Origin of the sequence: Streptomyces sp. BPTC-684, from assembly GCF_030028635.1 — a bacterium.
Taxonomy (GTDB): Bacteria; Actinomycetota; Actinomycetes; order Streptomycetales; family Streptomycetaceae; genus Streptomyces; species Streptomyces noboritoensis.
Window position 1 is genome coordinate 2,088,580 of record NZ_CP124863.1, and the last position, 14,156, is coordinate 2,102,735.

At 74.9% G+C, this 14,156-nt stretch carries 9 protein-coding genes; 3 read left to right on the forward strand and 6 right to left on the reverse strand.

The annotated features are described in order from the left end of the window. Window positions 1-371: 371 nt before the first annotated feature. Window positions 372-2,129: a DUF6350 family protein gene (locus QIY60_RS09290; protein WP_283141991.1), complete on the reverse strand. Its 1,758-nt coding sequence runs from the start codon at window positions 2,127-2,129 to the stop codon at window positions 372-374. A gap of 152 nt (window positions 2,130-2,281) precedes the next feature. On the opposite strand from QIY60_RS09290, the gene QIY60_RS09295 reads away from it, so the two are divergent. Continuing rightward, window positions 2,282-3,478 (forward strand): sigma factor-like helix-turn-helix DNA-binding protein, encoded by a 1,197-nt coding sequence (locus QIY60_RS09295; RefSeq protein ID WP_283141992.1) that lies wholly within the window; start codon window positions 2,282-2,284, stop codon window positions 3,476-3,478. A gap of 114 nt (window positions 3,479-3,592) precedes the next feature. Here the strand turns inward: QIY60_RS09295 and sucD are convergent, their stop codons facing one another. From sucD to QIY60_RS09320, 5 genes are all read right to left on the reverse strand, one after another. After that, window positions 3,593-4,477: a succinate--CoA ligase subunit alpha gene (sucD, locus tag QIY60_RS09300; protein ID WP_283141993.1), complete on the reverse strand. Its 885-nt coding sequence runs from the start codon at window positions 4,475-4,477 to the stop codon at window positions 3,593-3,595. A gap of 21 nt (window positions 4,478-4,498) precedes the next feature. Next, entirely contained in the window at window positions 4,499-5,677 is a 1,179-nt protein-coding gene (sucC, locus tag QIY60_RS09305) for an ADP-forming succinate--CoA ligase subunit beta (protein WP_283141994.1), read from the reverse strand. Window positions 5,678-5,996: 319 nt separating this feature from the next. Beyond that, entirely contained in the window at window positions 5,997-7,112 is a 1,116-nt protein-coding gene (locus QIY60_RS09310) for a VWA domain-containing protein (RefSeq protein WP_283145873.1), read from the reverse strand. 50 nt (window positions 7,113-7,162) lie between these two features. Then, window positions 7,163-9,574, reverse strand: coding sequence for a DUF5682 family protein (locus tag QIY60_RS09315; protein ID WP_283145874.1), 2,412 nt, complete (start codon window positions 9,572-9,574; stop codon window positions 7,163-7,165). Window positions 9,575-9,630: 56 nt separating this feature from the next. After that, a complete protein-coding gene (locus QIY60_RS09320; RefSeq protein ID WP_283141995.1) occupies window positions 9,631-10,767 on the reverse strand; it encodes an AAA family ATPase in 1,137 nt (378 codons plus the stop codon). Between the two features lie 127 nt (window positions 10,768-10,894). On the opposite strand from QIY60_RS09320, the gene QIY60_RS09325 reads away from it, so the two are divergent. Together QIY60_RS09325 and QIY60_RS09330 are read left to right on the forward strand one after the other, a co-directional pair. After that, window positions 10,895-12,259, forward strand: coding sequence for an SWIM zinc finger family protein (locus QIY60_RS09325; RefSeq protein ID WP_283141996.1), 1,365 nt, complete (start codon window positions 10,895-10,897; stop codon window positions 12,257-12,259). A gap of 80 nt (window positions 12,260-12,339) precedes the next feature. Then, the gene (locus QIY60_RS09330; protein WP_283141997.1) at window positions 12,340-13,962 is read left to right on the forward strand and encodes a DUF5691 domain-containing protein; all 1,623 of its coding nucleotides are present in this window, start codon (window positions 12,340-12,342) and stop codon (window positions 13,960-13,962) included. Window positions 13,963-14,156: the final 194 nt, after the last annotated feature.

Here is a 14,156-nt window from a genome sequence, read left to right on the forward strand (position 1 = left end):
CGAACGGGCGGGTGGGATGGGCCTGCCCGCCGGAGGCGGGCGCCGCGACCGGCGGGGCGCGGCCGCCGACGGCGGGCAACCGGCCACGGGAGACCCGAGCCTGGCCAGCACGGCTGAACGGGCGGGCGGGATGAGCCTGCCCGGCTCAGGCGGGCGCCGCGACCTGCGGGCCGCAGGCGCCGATGGCGGGCAACCAGCACGAGAGGCCCGAGCCGTTCCAACGCCGCCGGACGGGCGGGCGGGACGTCGCCCTGCCCACCGCAGGCGGGCGCCGGGAGCGGCGGGGTGCGGCCGCCGGCGGGGAGCAACCCACCACCAGAGGCCCGGGCCTCTCCCACACCGCCGAACGGGCGGGCGGGTGGGCATCGCTGCTAGTGGGGGGCCGGGGGCTCGGTCTCGGGGAGGGGGGAGCTCTCGGGCCCGGGTTCGCCCTCGTCACCCGGCGCAGACGCCTCCGGCGCATCCGGTTCCGGCTCGGGCGGCCCGTCCGACTCCAGCAGCACGACGACCTCGGGCCGAACCTCCGCCTCGGGCAGCCCGCCCGGCTCGGGCAGCCCGACGACCTCGGGCCGATCCTCCGGCTCGGGCGGCCCGTCCGGCTCCGGCAGCGCACCCGGCCCCGGCGGTACGGCCGCCCCCGGCGCGATCTCGGGCATCAGGCCCCCCGACGCCTCCCGCAGCGCAGCCCACCGCACCTCCCGCGCCCCGCTGTCGTGCCACGCCCTCATCGGCAGGAAGTCGTACGGCTCGACGTCCACCGGCTCCACCGCCTCGGTCTTCCGGCGCCGCCAGGCGAGGCGCGACCACCACCGCCCTGCGGGCACAACCGGCGGCTCCGCCGCACCCCGGCTCCACCACCACCGCAGCACCAGCGCCCCCGGCACCCCCACCGCCGCCGTCCACAGCAGCGCCGCCCCGCCCGTGCGCCACCACACCGGGCCCAGCGCCGCCAGGTGCTCCGTGCCGAGAGGGCCGCCCGAGAGCGCGGACAGGAGCGCGAGCGCCGCCCCGCACGCCGCCGCGCCGTACGCCGCCGCCAGCGCCGTCTCCCCGCGCCCCCACTCCTCCTCCTCGCCCGTCGCCCGCCGCGCCGTCCACCACCCGACCACCAGCCCGGCCGGCACCGGAAGCGCCGCCACCGACCAGGTCAGCCAGTTCCCGTGCGGTTCGGCCGGTACCGCGCTCAGCAGCGGGAAGTGCGGCACCGCCGGCGTGCCCGCCACCCCCAGCGGCGTCGCCACCGCGCCCGCGCCGAGCAGGAACCCCGGCCCCAGCCCGTACGCCGCCCCCCACACCGCCGCGTTCGGCACCAGCGCCAGCAGCAGCATCATCACCGCGAGCCGCCCCGGCCAGTCCTGCGCCAGCCGCAGGAACGCGTCCTGGGCCGCACCCGCGTGCCACACCAGCGCCGCCCCGGCGAGCAGCGCCCCGCCCGCCAGCAGCACGGCGGCCCCGGCTGACCCGGCTCGTACAGCCGTATTCATACGACGATGGACCAGCACCCGGCGTACGGCCGCGGGCACCCAGCGCGGCAGCGGAGCGCGCGGACGGCCGTACGCGGTCCAGAGCCCGGCACCCACCGCGCACGAGGCCACCAGGGGCAGGTGCAGCGCGGCGCTGAGCGGCGCGGCGGGCAGCGGCCCGCCGGACGCGTACAGCACCGCCGCCGCACCCACCAGGAGATATCCGCAGGTCAACGCCGTGAAGGCAGCCCACGCGGGCGGCAGCGGCGCAAGCTCGCCGCCCTCCTCCACCCCCTCGTCGTCCCCGTACCCCGGCTCCCCCTCGTACGACAGCGCGTCCCGCGCCGTCCGGTACGCCGGCCACACCGGCAGCCCGACGAGCAGCAGCGGCACGATCCCCACCGGAGCGGGCACGCCGCTGAGCGTGTCGGGTCTGACCAGCTGCGTTCCATGGGCGAGCAGCCACAGCGCGGCCGCCGAGCGCAGCGCGCCGCCGGGCCCGCTGTCGGGGTACGGCGAGCTGATCCACACCACCGTCACCAGCACGGCGAGCGCGCCGAGTCCCAGCCCCGCCGCCATCGCCCCGCGCAGCACGCAGGTGGCCAGCACGGACGAGCGGCCCTGGGCCGCCGGCAACATCAGGCCGCGATCGGTCGCTTGTGTCACGCCGCCATGCTGCCAACGACACGCGCTTTCTCCCCGTAAGAGGAAAATGCCCGCCGTGTCGCTCAATATACGTTTATATGCTTTTCTAACCGGGGTAAGACTGCGGGCGGTACGGCCGTCTCGGCCTTCGCGGGGAGTCCTGGGAGCCCTTCATGACAGAGCGCACGTCCGACACCGGTGCCGCCATGTCGCCGCCGCCCCTGCCGCCCCTGCCGCCCCCGGAGGAACGGCCCGGCACGGGCTCCGGCGGGGCCCCGCCCGCCCCGGACGCGGACGTCGGGCCCGGCGCCCCCACCACCCGGGGGAAACCCGGCGCACCCGCCAAGCCCCTGAACACCCGCCGCCCCCGCTCCGCCGCGAAGCGCGCCGCCAAGCCCCGGGCCACGGCCCCGGTCCGCCACGACCCGGCACCGGTCCCCTCGGCCGCCGGGGCGCCCGCGCTACCCGCCGATACGGACGAGGCCGACGAGACGTCACAGGACCCCGCCCCGCCCGAGGAGGCCGAGCCTCCTCGCCCCGTCCCCGACCCCCCCGGCGACGCCTTCGACGCCCTCTACGCCGCCCACTCCACCCCCCTCGTCCAGCAGACGTACCTGCTCACCGGTCGGCGGTGGCTGGCGAAGGAGGCCGTCGAGCGCGCCTTCCACCTCGCCTGGCAGCGGTGGCCCGAAGTCGCCACCGACGCCGACCCGGCGGGCTGGCTGCGGGCGGCGGCGCACGAGTACGCCCTCTCCCCCTGGCACCGGTTCCGCCCCGCGCACAGGCACCCCGACCGCCCCCCGGCCGACCCCGAGCTCCGTACGCTGCTGCGCGCGCTGCTCGACCTGCCGCCCCGCTACCGCCGCACTCTCCTGCTCTACGACGGCCTCGGCCTCGACCTGCCCGAGACCGCCGCCGAGACCGAGGCCAGCACCCCGGCCGCCGCGAACCGGCTGCTGCACGCCCGCGAGGCCGTCGCCGCCCACGTGCCGGAGCTCGCTGCGGCCGCCACCCCCGAGGCGCTGTCCGAACTGCTGCGGCGGCGCATCGGCGAACTCGCCCTCGCCGAGTCCCGGGCCGTGACCCGGCTGCCGGGCCCCTGGCACGTGCGCACCGGTGGCGAGCGCCGCATCCGGATCTGGACGCGCGCCGCCGTCACCCTGACCGCCGTCATCGCCGGCGCGACGGCCTTCACGCTCTCCACCGCGCCCACCCGCTACATCCCGCCGGTCTCCCCGGGTCAGCGCATCGGCGACGTCCCGCTCAACAGCGGCCCGCAGCGGCACGGCGAAGAGGACGAGCAGCTCCACCGCAAGCTGCTCGAAGAGCCCGCCCACGGGCCGGAACGGCTGGTCCCGGAGTCCCGCTGACGCCAGTTGACGCGACGCCGGCTGACGCCTGTTGCGCCCGGAGAAACGCGCGTGGGCCCGCACCCCCGGACAGGGGTGCGGGCCCACGCGCGTACAGAACCGCGGACCTGAAGGTCAGCCCGCGAGGATCTCGCGCGCCAGCTTGGCCGTCTCGGTCGGCGTCTTGCCGACCTTGACGCCCGCGGCCTCCAGGGCCTCCTTCTTGGCCTGGGCCGTGCCGGAGGAGCCGGAGACGATGGCGCCGGCGTGGCCCATGGTCTTGCCCTCGGGCGCGGTGAAGCCCGCGACGTAGCCGACGACCGGCTTGGTCACGTTGGCCTTGATGAAGTCGGCCGCGCGCTCCTCGGCGTCGCCGCCGATCTCACCGATCATGACGATCAGGTCGGTGTCCGGGTCGTCCTGGAACGCCTGGAGCGCATCGATGTGCGTGGTGCCGATGACCGGGTCGCCACCGATGCCGACGGCGGACGAGAAGCCGATGTCACGGAGCTCGTACATCATCTGGTACGTCAGCGTGCCGGACTTCGAGACCAAGCCGATACGGCCCGGCTTGGTGATGTCGCCCGGGATGATGCCGGCGTTGGACTGGCCCGGCGTGATCAGACCGGGGCAGTTCGGGCCGATGATGCGGGTCTTGTTGCCCTTGGCCTTCGCGTACGCCCAGAAGGCGGCGGAGTCGTGGACCGCGATGCCCTCGGTGATGACCACGGCGAGCGGGATCTCGGCGTCGATCGCCTCGACCACGGCGGCCTTGGCGAACGCCGGCGGCACGAAGAGGACGGACACGTTGGCGCCGGTCTTCTCCATCGCCTCGGCGACCGTGCCGAAGACCGGGATCTCGTGGCCGTCGATGTCGACGGACGTGCCGGCCTTGCGCGGGTTCACACCGCCGACGATGTTGCTGCCGTCGCCGAGCATGAGCTTGGTGTGCTTCATGCCCGTGGCACCGGTCATGCCCTGGACGATGACCTTGCTGTCCTTGTTGAGGAAGATAGCCATGGCTGTGGTTTCCCTCGTCCCTTACTTCGCGGCCGCGAGCTCGGCGGCCTTGTCGGCCGCGCCGTCCATGGTGTCCACGCGCTGCACCAGCGGGTGGTTCGCGTCCGACAGGATCTTGCGACCCAGCTCCGCGTTGTTGCCGTCGAGGCGCACGACCAGCGGCTTGGTGACCTCTTCGCCCTTGTCGGCGAGGAGCTGCAGCGCCTGGACGATGCCGTTGGCGACCTCGTCGCAGGCGGTGATGCCACCGAAGACGTTGACGAACACGGACTTGACGTCCGCGTCACCGAGGATGATCTCCAGGCCGTTCGCCATCACCTGGGCGGACGCGCCGCCGCCGATGTCGAGGAAGTTGGCCGGCTTCACGCCGCCGTGGTTCTCACCGGCGTACGCGACGACGTCCAGGGTGCTCATGACGAGACCCGCGCCGTTGCCGATGATGCCGACCTCGCCGTCGAGCTTGACGTAGTTGAGGCCCTTGGCCTTGGCCGCGGCTTCGAGCGGGTCAGCCGCGTCCTTGTCCTCGAGCGCCTCGTGCTCCGGCTGGCGGAACTCGGCGTTCTCGTCGAGCGAGACCTTGCCGTCCAGCGCCAGGATGCGGCCGTCCTTGGTCTTCACCAGCGGGTTGACCTCGACGAGGAGCGCGTCCTCGGCGACGAAGGTGTCCCACAGGGTCACCATGGCCTCGGCGACACCCTCGGCCACCTCGGCCGGGAACTTCGCCAGGGCCACGATCTCGCGGGCCTTCTCGATGTTCACGCCTTCGACGGCGTTGACCGGGACCTTCGCGAGGGCCTCGGGGGTCTTCTCCGCGACCTCCTCGATGTCCATGCCGCCCTGCACCGACGCCATGGCGAGGAAGGTGCGGTTGGTGCGGTCGAGGAGGTACGAGACGTAGTACTCCGCCTCGATCTCCGGGGACAGCTCGGCGATCATCACCTTGTGGACCGTGTGGCCCTTGATGTCCATGCCGAGGATGTCCGTCGCGCGGGCGACCGCCTCGTCGGGGTTGGCGGCCAGCTTGACGCCACCGGCCTTGCCGCGGCCGCCGACCTTCACCTGCGCCTTGACGACGGACTTGCCGCCCAGCCGCTCGGTCGCCTCGCGGGCTGCCTCAGGCGTGTCGATCACTTCACCGGCCAGCACCGGTACACCGTGCTTGGCGAAGAGGTCCCTCGCCTGGTACTCGAACAGGTCCACGCGCGTCCGTCCCTTTTCAGTGGTCTCGCGGTTCGTTTTCTGCGTGGGCGTGCCGCGAAGGGCAACGTGACGGCGCTGTCACTGAGGGAGGCGTACACGGTGTCCGGGTACGCGGCATGTCCGTCTCGCAGGTTATCCCCGCCAGAGCGAGCTCCCTAAATCGCAGATCACACCGGAGCGGTGATACCTGTCACAGATCACCTGCTCACAGCGTGTCAGGTATCGGCAGAGCCCGCTTCTCAATGGCCGCCGCCATACTGCATCTCCCGGGGGACAACCCCCGGACCCCCGGCCGGGAGGCCGACCCCGGCACCGGGTTTCAGCCCGCGTCCGGTATCGGCAGGGCCCGCTTCTCAATGGCCGCCGCCATGATCTCCGGGAAGAGGTCGGGGGTGCAGGCGAAGGCGGGCGCTCCCAGGGCCGACAGGGCCGCCGCGTGCTCGTGGTCGTACGCCGGGGCGCCCTCGTCGGAGAGGGCGAGCAGGGCCACGAACTGCACCCCGGACGCCTTCATCGCCGCCACCCGCTTCAGCATCTCGTCCCGGATCCCTCCCTCGTAAAGATCACTGATCAGTACGACGACGGTGTCGGCAGGACGGGTGATCTGCGACTGGCAGTAGGCGAGGGCGCGGTTGATGTCGGTGCCGCCGCCCAGCTGGGTGCCGAACAGCACGTCCACCGGGTCGTCGAGCTGGTCGGTGAGGTCGACGACGGCCGTGTCGAACACGACGAGCCGGGTGGCGATCGAGCGCATCGAGGCGAGGACCGCGCCGAAGACCGAGGCGTAGACGACCGAGGCGGCCATCGAGCCGGACTGGTCGATGCAGAGGACCACGTCCTTCTTGACGGACTGGGCGGCCCGCCCGTATCCGATCAGCCGGTCGGGGACGACCGTGTCGTACTCCGGCAGGTAGTTCTTCAGGTTCGCCCGGATGGTGCGGTCCCAGTCGATGTCGCGGTGGCGGGGGCGGCTGATCCGCGCCGAACGGTCCAGGGCGCCCGTCAGCGTCGCCTTCGTCCGGGTGGCGAGCCGCTTCTCCAGGTCCTCGACGACCTTGCGGACGACCGCGCGGGCCGTCTCCTTGGTGGTCTCCGGCATCGCCTTGTTCAGCGAGAGCAGCGTGCCCACCAGGTGCACGTCCGCCTCGACGGCCTCCAGCATCTCCGGTTCCAGGAGCAGCGCGGAGAGCCCGAGCCGGTCGATGGCGTCGCGCTGCATCACCTGGACGACCGAGCTGGGGAAGTACGTACGGATGTCACCCAGCCAGCGGGCGACGCTCGGGGCGGAGGCACCGAGCCCGGCACCCCGGTCCTTCGTCGAACCCCGCCCGGCGGAGCCTCCGTAGAGCGCGGACAGGGCGCCGTCCATCGCGGCGTCGCGCCCGGCGAGTGTGCGGCCCGTGCCGTCGGCGCCCTGCTCCCCGCCGAGCACCATCCGCCAGCGGCGCAGCCGCTCACCGGCGGCCGCATCGAGTTGTTCTGTGCTCACTTCCCCACTCCTGCCAGGTGGTCGGACGCCAGGTGGTCGGACGGCTCCGGTGGTGCGTCGGAGCCGTGGGTGCTCGCGCCGAGCAGCAGTCGCAGCAGCGGCTCCACGGCGGCAGCGCGCTCCTCGTCGAGCCCGGCCCCGAAGCCGGAGGCGCCCGCGTCGGCCGGGGCCGGACCGGTGGTGCCGGGGCCGCGCCGGACGAGCTCGCCGAGGGTGCGGCGCACGCCCGGTTCGTACGCCGAGAAGGTGCGGCGCAGCAGCGGCAGTACGTCCGTGAAGGCGTCGGCCGGGACGCCGGTCAGCCAGGTGTCGACCAGGGCGAGCAGCCGCTCGTCGTGGACGAGGAGCATGCCGCCGCCCGACGCGCCCCCGACGAACCCCTCGATCCAGGCGGCCGCGTCGCCGGGCGGTGTCCCCACCGAGAGCGCCAGGCCCATGTGGCGCTCCGCCGCGGTGTCGTCGAGCCGTCCGTCGTCCAGGAGCAGGCGGACGGCGCGGCCCCGGATCTCCCCCGCCACCGAGTCCCGCCCGGCCAGCCTGACCAGGACCGACGCCCAGCGGTCCCGCAGGGTCGTCGTGCCCTCGGGCGCCTGCGGCAGCAGGGCCATGGCCGTGTGGACGTCGTCGATGCGGCGGCGCATCTCGGTGGCGCCGTCCGCGTCCAGGCCCGTGCAGGCAGGCGGCAGGCCGACGCAGATCCGCTCGGCGAGCCCGGTCGCGACCTCCCCGAGCCCGGCCGTCTCCGTGCCGCGCACGTCTCCGTACCGCAGCGTGCGGGCCAGGGCGGGCAGCGCCTGGGCGAGGTGGGCGACGTCCGTGTCGAGCGCGGCCCGGTCGGCGAGCGCGCGCATCACCACCGGGAGCGCGTCGGAGAGCTCGGCGAGCAGACACCGCTCGGCCAGCGCGGTGATCTCGCCCAGGACCGTCGCCCCGGCGGCCTCGGACTCGGCCCGCGCGGTGGCGGCGGCCAGGACCGTGGTGCCCCACACCCCGGCCTCGGCCACCCGCACCGACAGCTCGGGCTCCCAGCGCAGCCGCCAGCTCTCCCGGAACGTGCCGGTGCTGCCCCGGGACGCCGACTGCTCGCCCCAGCCGATGCCGAGCAGGCTCAGCCGGTGCAGCAGCCGGCTGCGCGCGGCGTCGGTCTCCTTGCGCAGATCGAGCTCCAACTCCCGCTCCATCGCCTCCGGTTTGAGCCGCAGGGAGCGCTGGGCGCGGGTGAGGTCGCGCTGGAGCGGGACGGCCGGGGCGGCGTCCGGGACCTCGCCGAGCACATCGCCGACGACGAGGCGGTCCTGGACGAGGGCGAGCGGCACGTCGGAGCCCTCGCACATCACCGCCCGCACCGCGTCGGTCGTCTCGGTCAGGCCCGGCAGCGGGCGGCCGCGCATCGCGGCGAGGGTCCCGGCGAGCCGCACCGCCTCGATGACGTGGGCGGACGAGACCTGCCGGTCCTCCTCGCGCAGCAGCCCGGCGACCTTGGTCATCCAGCGCTCGACGGGCCGGTCGGGGGCGCCGAACAAGTGCCCGTACCAGCCGGGCGAGTCGATGCCCGCGCCGTAGCCGCTGTGCCGGGCGAGGCGGCGGTGGGTCCAGGGCACCCAGGTCAGCTCGGCCTTCACCTTGGGGAGGCCCTTGAGCAGCGCGCGGTCGGCCGCGACCGTGGTCCTCTCGGCGAGCGCGGGCACGTGCCAGGCGCCGCACACGACCGCGACCTCGTCCCCGAACTCGCGCCGGGCTGCGCGCAGTTGCCGGCGCATATACGCCTCGCGGATCAGGTCGCGCGCGTGGCCGCCGTCCCCGTACGCCTCGCGCAGCGCCGTCATGGCTTCGCCCAGGACGGCGAACGGGCCGTACGGATCGGCTCCCGGCGTGCCGTCGCGGTGCTCCACGACGTCCTCCCACCAGGCTTCCGGGTCGTCGTATCCGGCGGTTTCGGCGAGCACGCCGATGGGGTCGATCCGCAGCGCGGGCTGCTCGTCCCGCTCGTCCTGCTCGTCCTGTGGACCGCTCCCGTCCTCCGGTTCGTTCTCAGGCCGTTCGTCGCCCGCCGCCAGGGAATGGGCCGCCGGGAGGTCGATGAAGCGGACCTCCGCGCCCGCGTCCAGGGCCCAGCGCAGCGCCACCCACTCCGGCGAGAACTCGGCCATCGGCCAGAACGCGGCCCGGCGCGGATCGTCCACCACATGGGCGAGCAGCGCGACCGGCGGCCGCATGTCCGGGTCGGCGGCGAGCGCGAGCAGCCCGTCGGCCTCGGGCGGGCCCTCGATCAGCACGGCCCGGGGCCGCGCCGCCTCCAGCGCCGCCCGCACGGCCCGCGCCGACCCGGGCCCGTGGTGCCGCACGCCGAGCAGCCAGGGGCCGGGGGGCACGGCGGCCGCCGGGGCCGTGGCACCGGGCCCGCCCACCTCCGGCACGGACGCATCCGGCGCGGCCGCGTCCGACACGACCGGGGACGGGGCGGTCACGCCGACACCTCGCGGCACGCGCGGTAGAAGTCCTTCCAGCCGTCGCGCTCGCGCACCACCGTTTCCAGGTACTCCTGCCAGATGACGCGGTCCGCCGCCGGGTCGCGGACGACCGCGCCGAGGATGCCCGCCGCCACGTCGCCGGAGCGCAGCACGCCGTCGCCGAAGTGCGCGGCGAGCGCCAGACCGCCCGTCACCACCGAGATCGCCTCGGCCGTGGAGAGCGTCCCCGAAGGGGACTTGAGCTTGGTGCGGCCGTCGCCGGTCACCCCGTCCCGCAGCTCGCGGAAGACGGTGACGACCCGGCGGATCTCGTCCATGCCCTCGGGCGCCGCGGGCAGGTCGAGCGAGCGCCCGAGCTGGTCGACCCGGCGCGAGACGATGTCGACCTCCTCGTCGGCGGTCGCCGGGAGCGGCAGCACCACCGTGTTGAAGCGGCGGCGCAGCGCGCTCGACAGCTCGTTGACCCCCCGGTCGCGGTCGTTGGCCGTGGCGATGAGGTTGAAGCCGCGCACCGCCTGCGTCTCCTGGCCCAACTCGGGGATGGGCAGCGTCTTTTCCGACAGGATCGTGATCAGCGTGTCCTGCACGTCGGCGGGGATACGGGTCAGCTCCTCGACCCGGGCCGTCATCCCCTCGGCCATGGCCCGCATGACCGGGCTGGGCACCAGGGCGTCGCGGCTGGGGCCGTGCGCCAGCAGTTGCGCGTAGTTCCACCCGTACCGGATCGCCTCCTCCGGGGTGCCGGCCGTGCCCTGGACCAGCAGCGTGGAGTCGCCGCTGACGGCGGCGGCGAGGTGCTCGGACACCCAGGTCTTGGCGGTGCCGGGGACGCCGAGCAGCAGCAGCGCCCGGTCGGTGGCGAGCGTGGTGACGGCGACCTCGACGATGCGGCGCGGGCCCACGTACTTCGGCGTGATCACCGTGCCGTCGGGCAGGGTGCCGCCGAGCAGATACGTGGCGACGGCCCACGGCGAGAGCTGCCAACGGGCGGGTCTGGGCCGGTCGTCGGCGGCCGCCAGCGCCTTGAGTTCGTGCGCGAACGCGTGCTCGGCGTGCGGGCGCAGGGCCTCGGCGGCGGCCGCCTCGACACCGCTTCCGGCGGCCGCGGAGTTGATTTCGGACACGGTCATGGATCCCCCTCCAGATCAGTCGACCCGATGTGACTCCACCGTGCACCACGCCACTGACAATCGGCCCCGGCGAGGGGGAAAGCGCAGGTCAGGGCGATTGTCAGTGGGGGCATCTACCTTCGGAACCATGAATCAGCAGGGGGTGCGCTGGACTGCGGAACAGGTGCTGGCCCTGGCTCCTGACGCCGCGTCACGCAAGGCGGGAGCCAAGCTCGGCACGGCCGGGCCGTGGTCGGAAAGCGGCTGCGACAACACGAGCGTGTGGGGCCTGTGCAAGGGCAGCGGCAGCAAGCCGTACCAGACAGTGGTCGACACGGGCGGGCTCGGATACAAGTGCAGTTGCCCGAGCCGCAAGTTCCCGTGCAAGCACGCGCTGGGGCTGCTGCTGCTCTGGGCGGCGGACGAGCGGGCGGTGCCGGCCGTCGCGGACGGGGAGGTGCCCGGCTGGGCCGAGCAGTGGCTGCGCGGGCGTCGGGAGCGGGCGGAGAAGAAGGGGAGCGAGGCGGCGGGCCCCGCCGAGGCGAGGACGGCCGATCCGGAGGCGGCCCGGCGCCGCGCGGAGAAGCGCGCCGAGCGGGTCACGGCCGGGGCGAGCGAGCTGGAGCAGCGACTTGAGGACCTGCTGCGCGGCGGTCTCGCGGCGGCCGAGCGGCCCGGGTACGGGCTGTGGGAGGAGACGGCCGCCCGCATGGTCGACGCCCAGGCGCCGGGACTGGCAGGCAGGGTAAGGGAGTTGGGCTCGATAGCGGGCTCCGGGCCCGGCTGGCCGGTGCGGCTCCTGGAGGAGTGCGCGCTGCTGCATCTGCTCGACCGGGCCTGGCTGGGCCGAGAGGGGCTGCCGGAGCCGCTGGCCGCCACGGTCCGGGCGCGGGTCGGTGTGCCCGCGCCGCCGCAGGGACCGCCGGTGCGGGACATATGGCAGGTCCTCGCCCAGTACGACACGGCCGACGCCAAGCTGACCACGCGCCGGATCTGGCTGTATGGACGGGAGTCGGGCCGCGCGGCGATGCTGCTCGACTTCGGTGCGGCGGGCCGGGCGCCCGAGCTCGCCCTGCCGGTCGGCCTGGCGATCGACGCCGAGCTCACGCCGTACCCCGGCGGCGGGCAGCTGCGTGCCGCGCTGGGCGAACGGTTCGGGGCGCCGCTGGCGGCCGGGGGCCCGCCGCCCGGCGGCACGACGGCCGAGGCGCTGGAGCGGTACGGACGGGCGCTGCGGGACGACCCGTGGCTGGACGCGTGGCCGGTGACGGTGAGCGGGGTGATACCGGTGCCGCCGGGCGAGGGCGGCGGGGCTGGATGGCAACTCGCAGATGATAACGGCGAGTTGGCGCTTCCCATTGCCTCGGGCGCGGCCGACCGGGCGGGCCTGTGGAAGCTCGTCGCGCTGTCGGGCGGTGGCCCGGTGACGGTGTTCGGCGAGTGCGGACACCGGGGGTTCGCGCCGCTGGCGGGGTGGGCGCAGGGCGAGGCGGAGGCGGTGCGGCTGCTGTGAGGGCTGCCGTTTCGAGGACTGCGGGGACTGCGGGGACTGCTGTGAAGGAGGTTGCGCATATGCATGGAGGGGAGGCCACTATGTCCGCTGCCGCGACCAGGACCGGGGACGCGACCAGGACCGGGAGCAGAGGCGGTTCCTGGGAGGAGCTCGTCACCACGGCGTTGCTCGGCACCGAGCGGCGGCCCGCCGCCGGTGGGCCCGCCGCGCTCCTCGACGAGGCCGCGCGGCACACCGTCCGCCGCCGGGCGGGGCTGCTGCCCGCACCCGCGCCCGTACGGCCCGAGAAGGCGCCGGACGACGGGCGGCCGGAGCTGCCGGAGGCCGCGCGGCGCCGGCTGGGGCAACTGCTCGCGGACCGTTCGGCGGCGGCGCACTCCGGGGGGCGGCGGGGAGCCGCGCCGGATCTGGCGGAGCTGCTGCCGCAGTGGCTGAGCGCGGCGGCCGAGCGGGGCTTCCGGGCGCCGCCCGCCCTGCTGCCCGCCCTGCTGGATGCGGCCCGGGCGCGTACGGATCTGCGGCCGCAGGCGCTGGCGTTCGCCGGGCCGCGCGGGACGTGGCTGGCCGGGCTGAACCCGGAGTGGCGGTTCGCGCTGCGCGGCGGGTCGGGCACTGCGGTCCTGCCCGACGCCTCGGACACCGAGGCGGTGCGGCGGCTGTGGGAGGAGGGGCTGTTCGCCGAGCGGGTGGCGCTGCTCTCGACGGTACGGGCGTACGAGCCGGGGGCCGCGCGGGAGTTGCTCGCCACGACGTGGGCGGCCGAGCGGGCCGAGGACCGGCTGATGTTCCTCGACTCGCTGCGGGCCGGGCTCGGCGGGGAGGACGAGCCGTTCCTGGAGCGGGCGCTCGCCGACCGCAGCCGTAACGTCCGTGCCACGGCCGCCGAACTCCTTTCGGCGCTGCCCGCGTCCGCGCTGGCCGGGCGGATGGCGGCGCGGGCGGCGTCGTGCGTCGCGCTCGACCGGTCGGGGGACGGGGACGGGGCGCGGATCACGGTGGAGGCGCCGCACGAGTGCGATGCCGGGATGCAGCGCGACGGGGTGGCGCCCAAGCCGCCGACCGGGCGGGGCGAACGGTCGTGGTGGCTCGGCCAGTTGGTGGAGGCGGCGCCGCTGGGGGGCTGGGCGGGGCGGCTCGGGGGGCGTTCGGCGCGGGAGATCGTGGCGTTGCCGGTCGCCGACGACTGGGGGGACGAGCTGCACGCGGCGTGGTGCCGGGCGGCGGTGCGGCAGGGGGACGCGGAGTGGGCGCGTGCGCTCCTCGGCACCCCGTCCGCCCCGCCGGGCGGGAACGCCGGGACGGTGTCGCTGGCCGAGCGGGCCAAGCTGCTGTCGACGCTGTCGGAGGGGGAACGGGCGGAGTGGGTCGCCGCGTTCATAGCCGCGCACGGGTTGTCGGAGGCGTTCCAGCTGCTGGGGGTGTGTCTGGTGCCGTGGTCGGCGGGGCTGGGGCGGGCCGTCGTCGACGCGCTGGAGATCGCGCGGGACGCCGGGAGCTACCCGTGGAGCTTCAGCGGGGTGATGGGGCTGGCGGAGCGGTGCCTGTCTCCGGGGGAGGCGGGGCGGCTCGATGCGCTGACGGCTGTGCCGGTGGAGGAGGAAGGGGCATCGCCGGGGGCGGGGGGTTACTGGGCGGAGGCGTTTCAGCGGCTGGTGGGGACGTTGCGGTTGCGGGGGGCGATGCTGGCCGAACTCGGCGGTTGATCCCCCACCCCGCCCCTTCCCTGAACCCTCCGGGGGTGGGTGGGGGTGGAGGTGGCTCTCCCGGGGGCTACGCCCCCGGACCCCCGTTCGTCTGCGGACCGTGCTGGGTTGCTCGCGCAGTTCCCCGCGCCCCTTGAATGCCGCTGCGCGGCATCCCCTGGGCGCCCCGGAGGGGCGCTTCCAGGGGCGCGGGG

Excerpts from the sequence above, each read along its gene's own strand:
- QIY60_RS09295 (WP_283141992.1), top strand. The coding sequence starts at position 2,282 with ATGACAGAGCGCACGTCCGACACCGGTGCCGCCATGTCGCCGCCGCCC.
- sucD (WP_283141993.1), bottom strand. The coding sequence starts at position 4,477 with ATGGCTATCTTCCTCAACAAGGACAGCAAGGTCATCGTCCAGGGCATG.
- QIY60_RS09310 (WP_283145873.1), bottom strand. The coding sequence starts at position 7,112 with ATGGTGCTCGGCGGGGAGCAGGGCGCCGACGGCACGGGCCGCACACTC.
- QIY60_RS09320 (WP_283141995.1), bottom strand. The coding sequence starts at position 10,767 with ATGACCGTGTCCGAAATCAACTCCGCGGCCGCCGGAAGCGGTGTCGAG.
- QIY60_RS09325 (WP_283141996.1), top strand. The coding sequence starts at position 10,895 with ATGAATCAGCAGGGGGTGCGCTGGACTGCGGAACAGGTGCTGGCCCTG.
- QIY60_RS09330 (WP_283141997.1), top strand. The coding sequence starts at position 12,340 with ATGTCCGCTGCCGCGACCAGGACCGGGGACGCGACCAGGACCGGGAGC.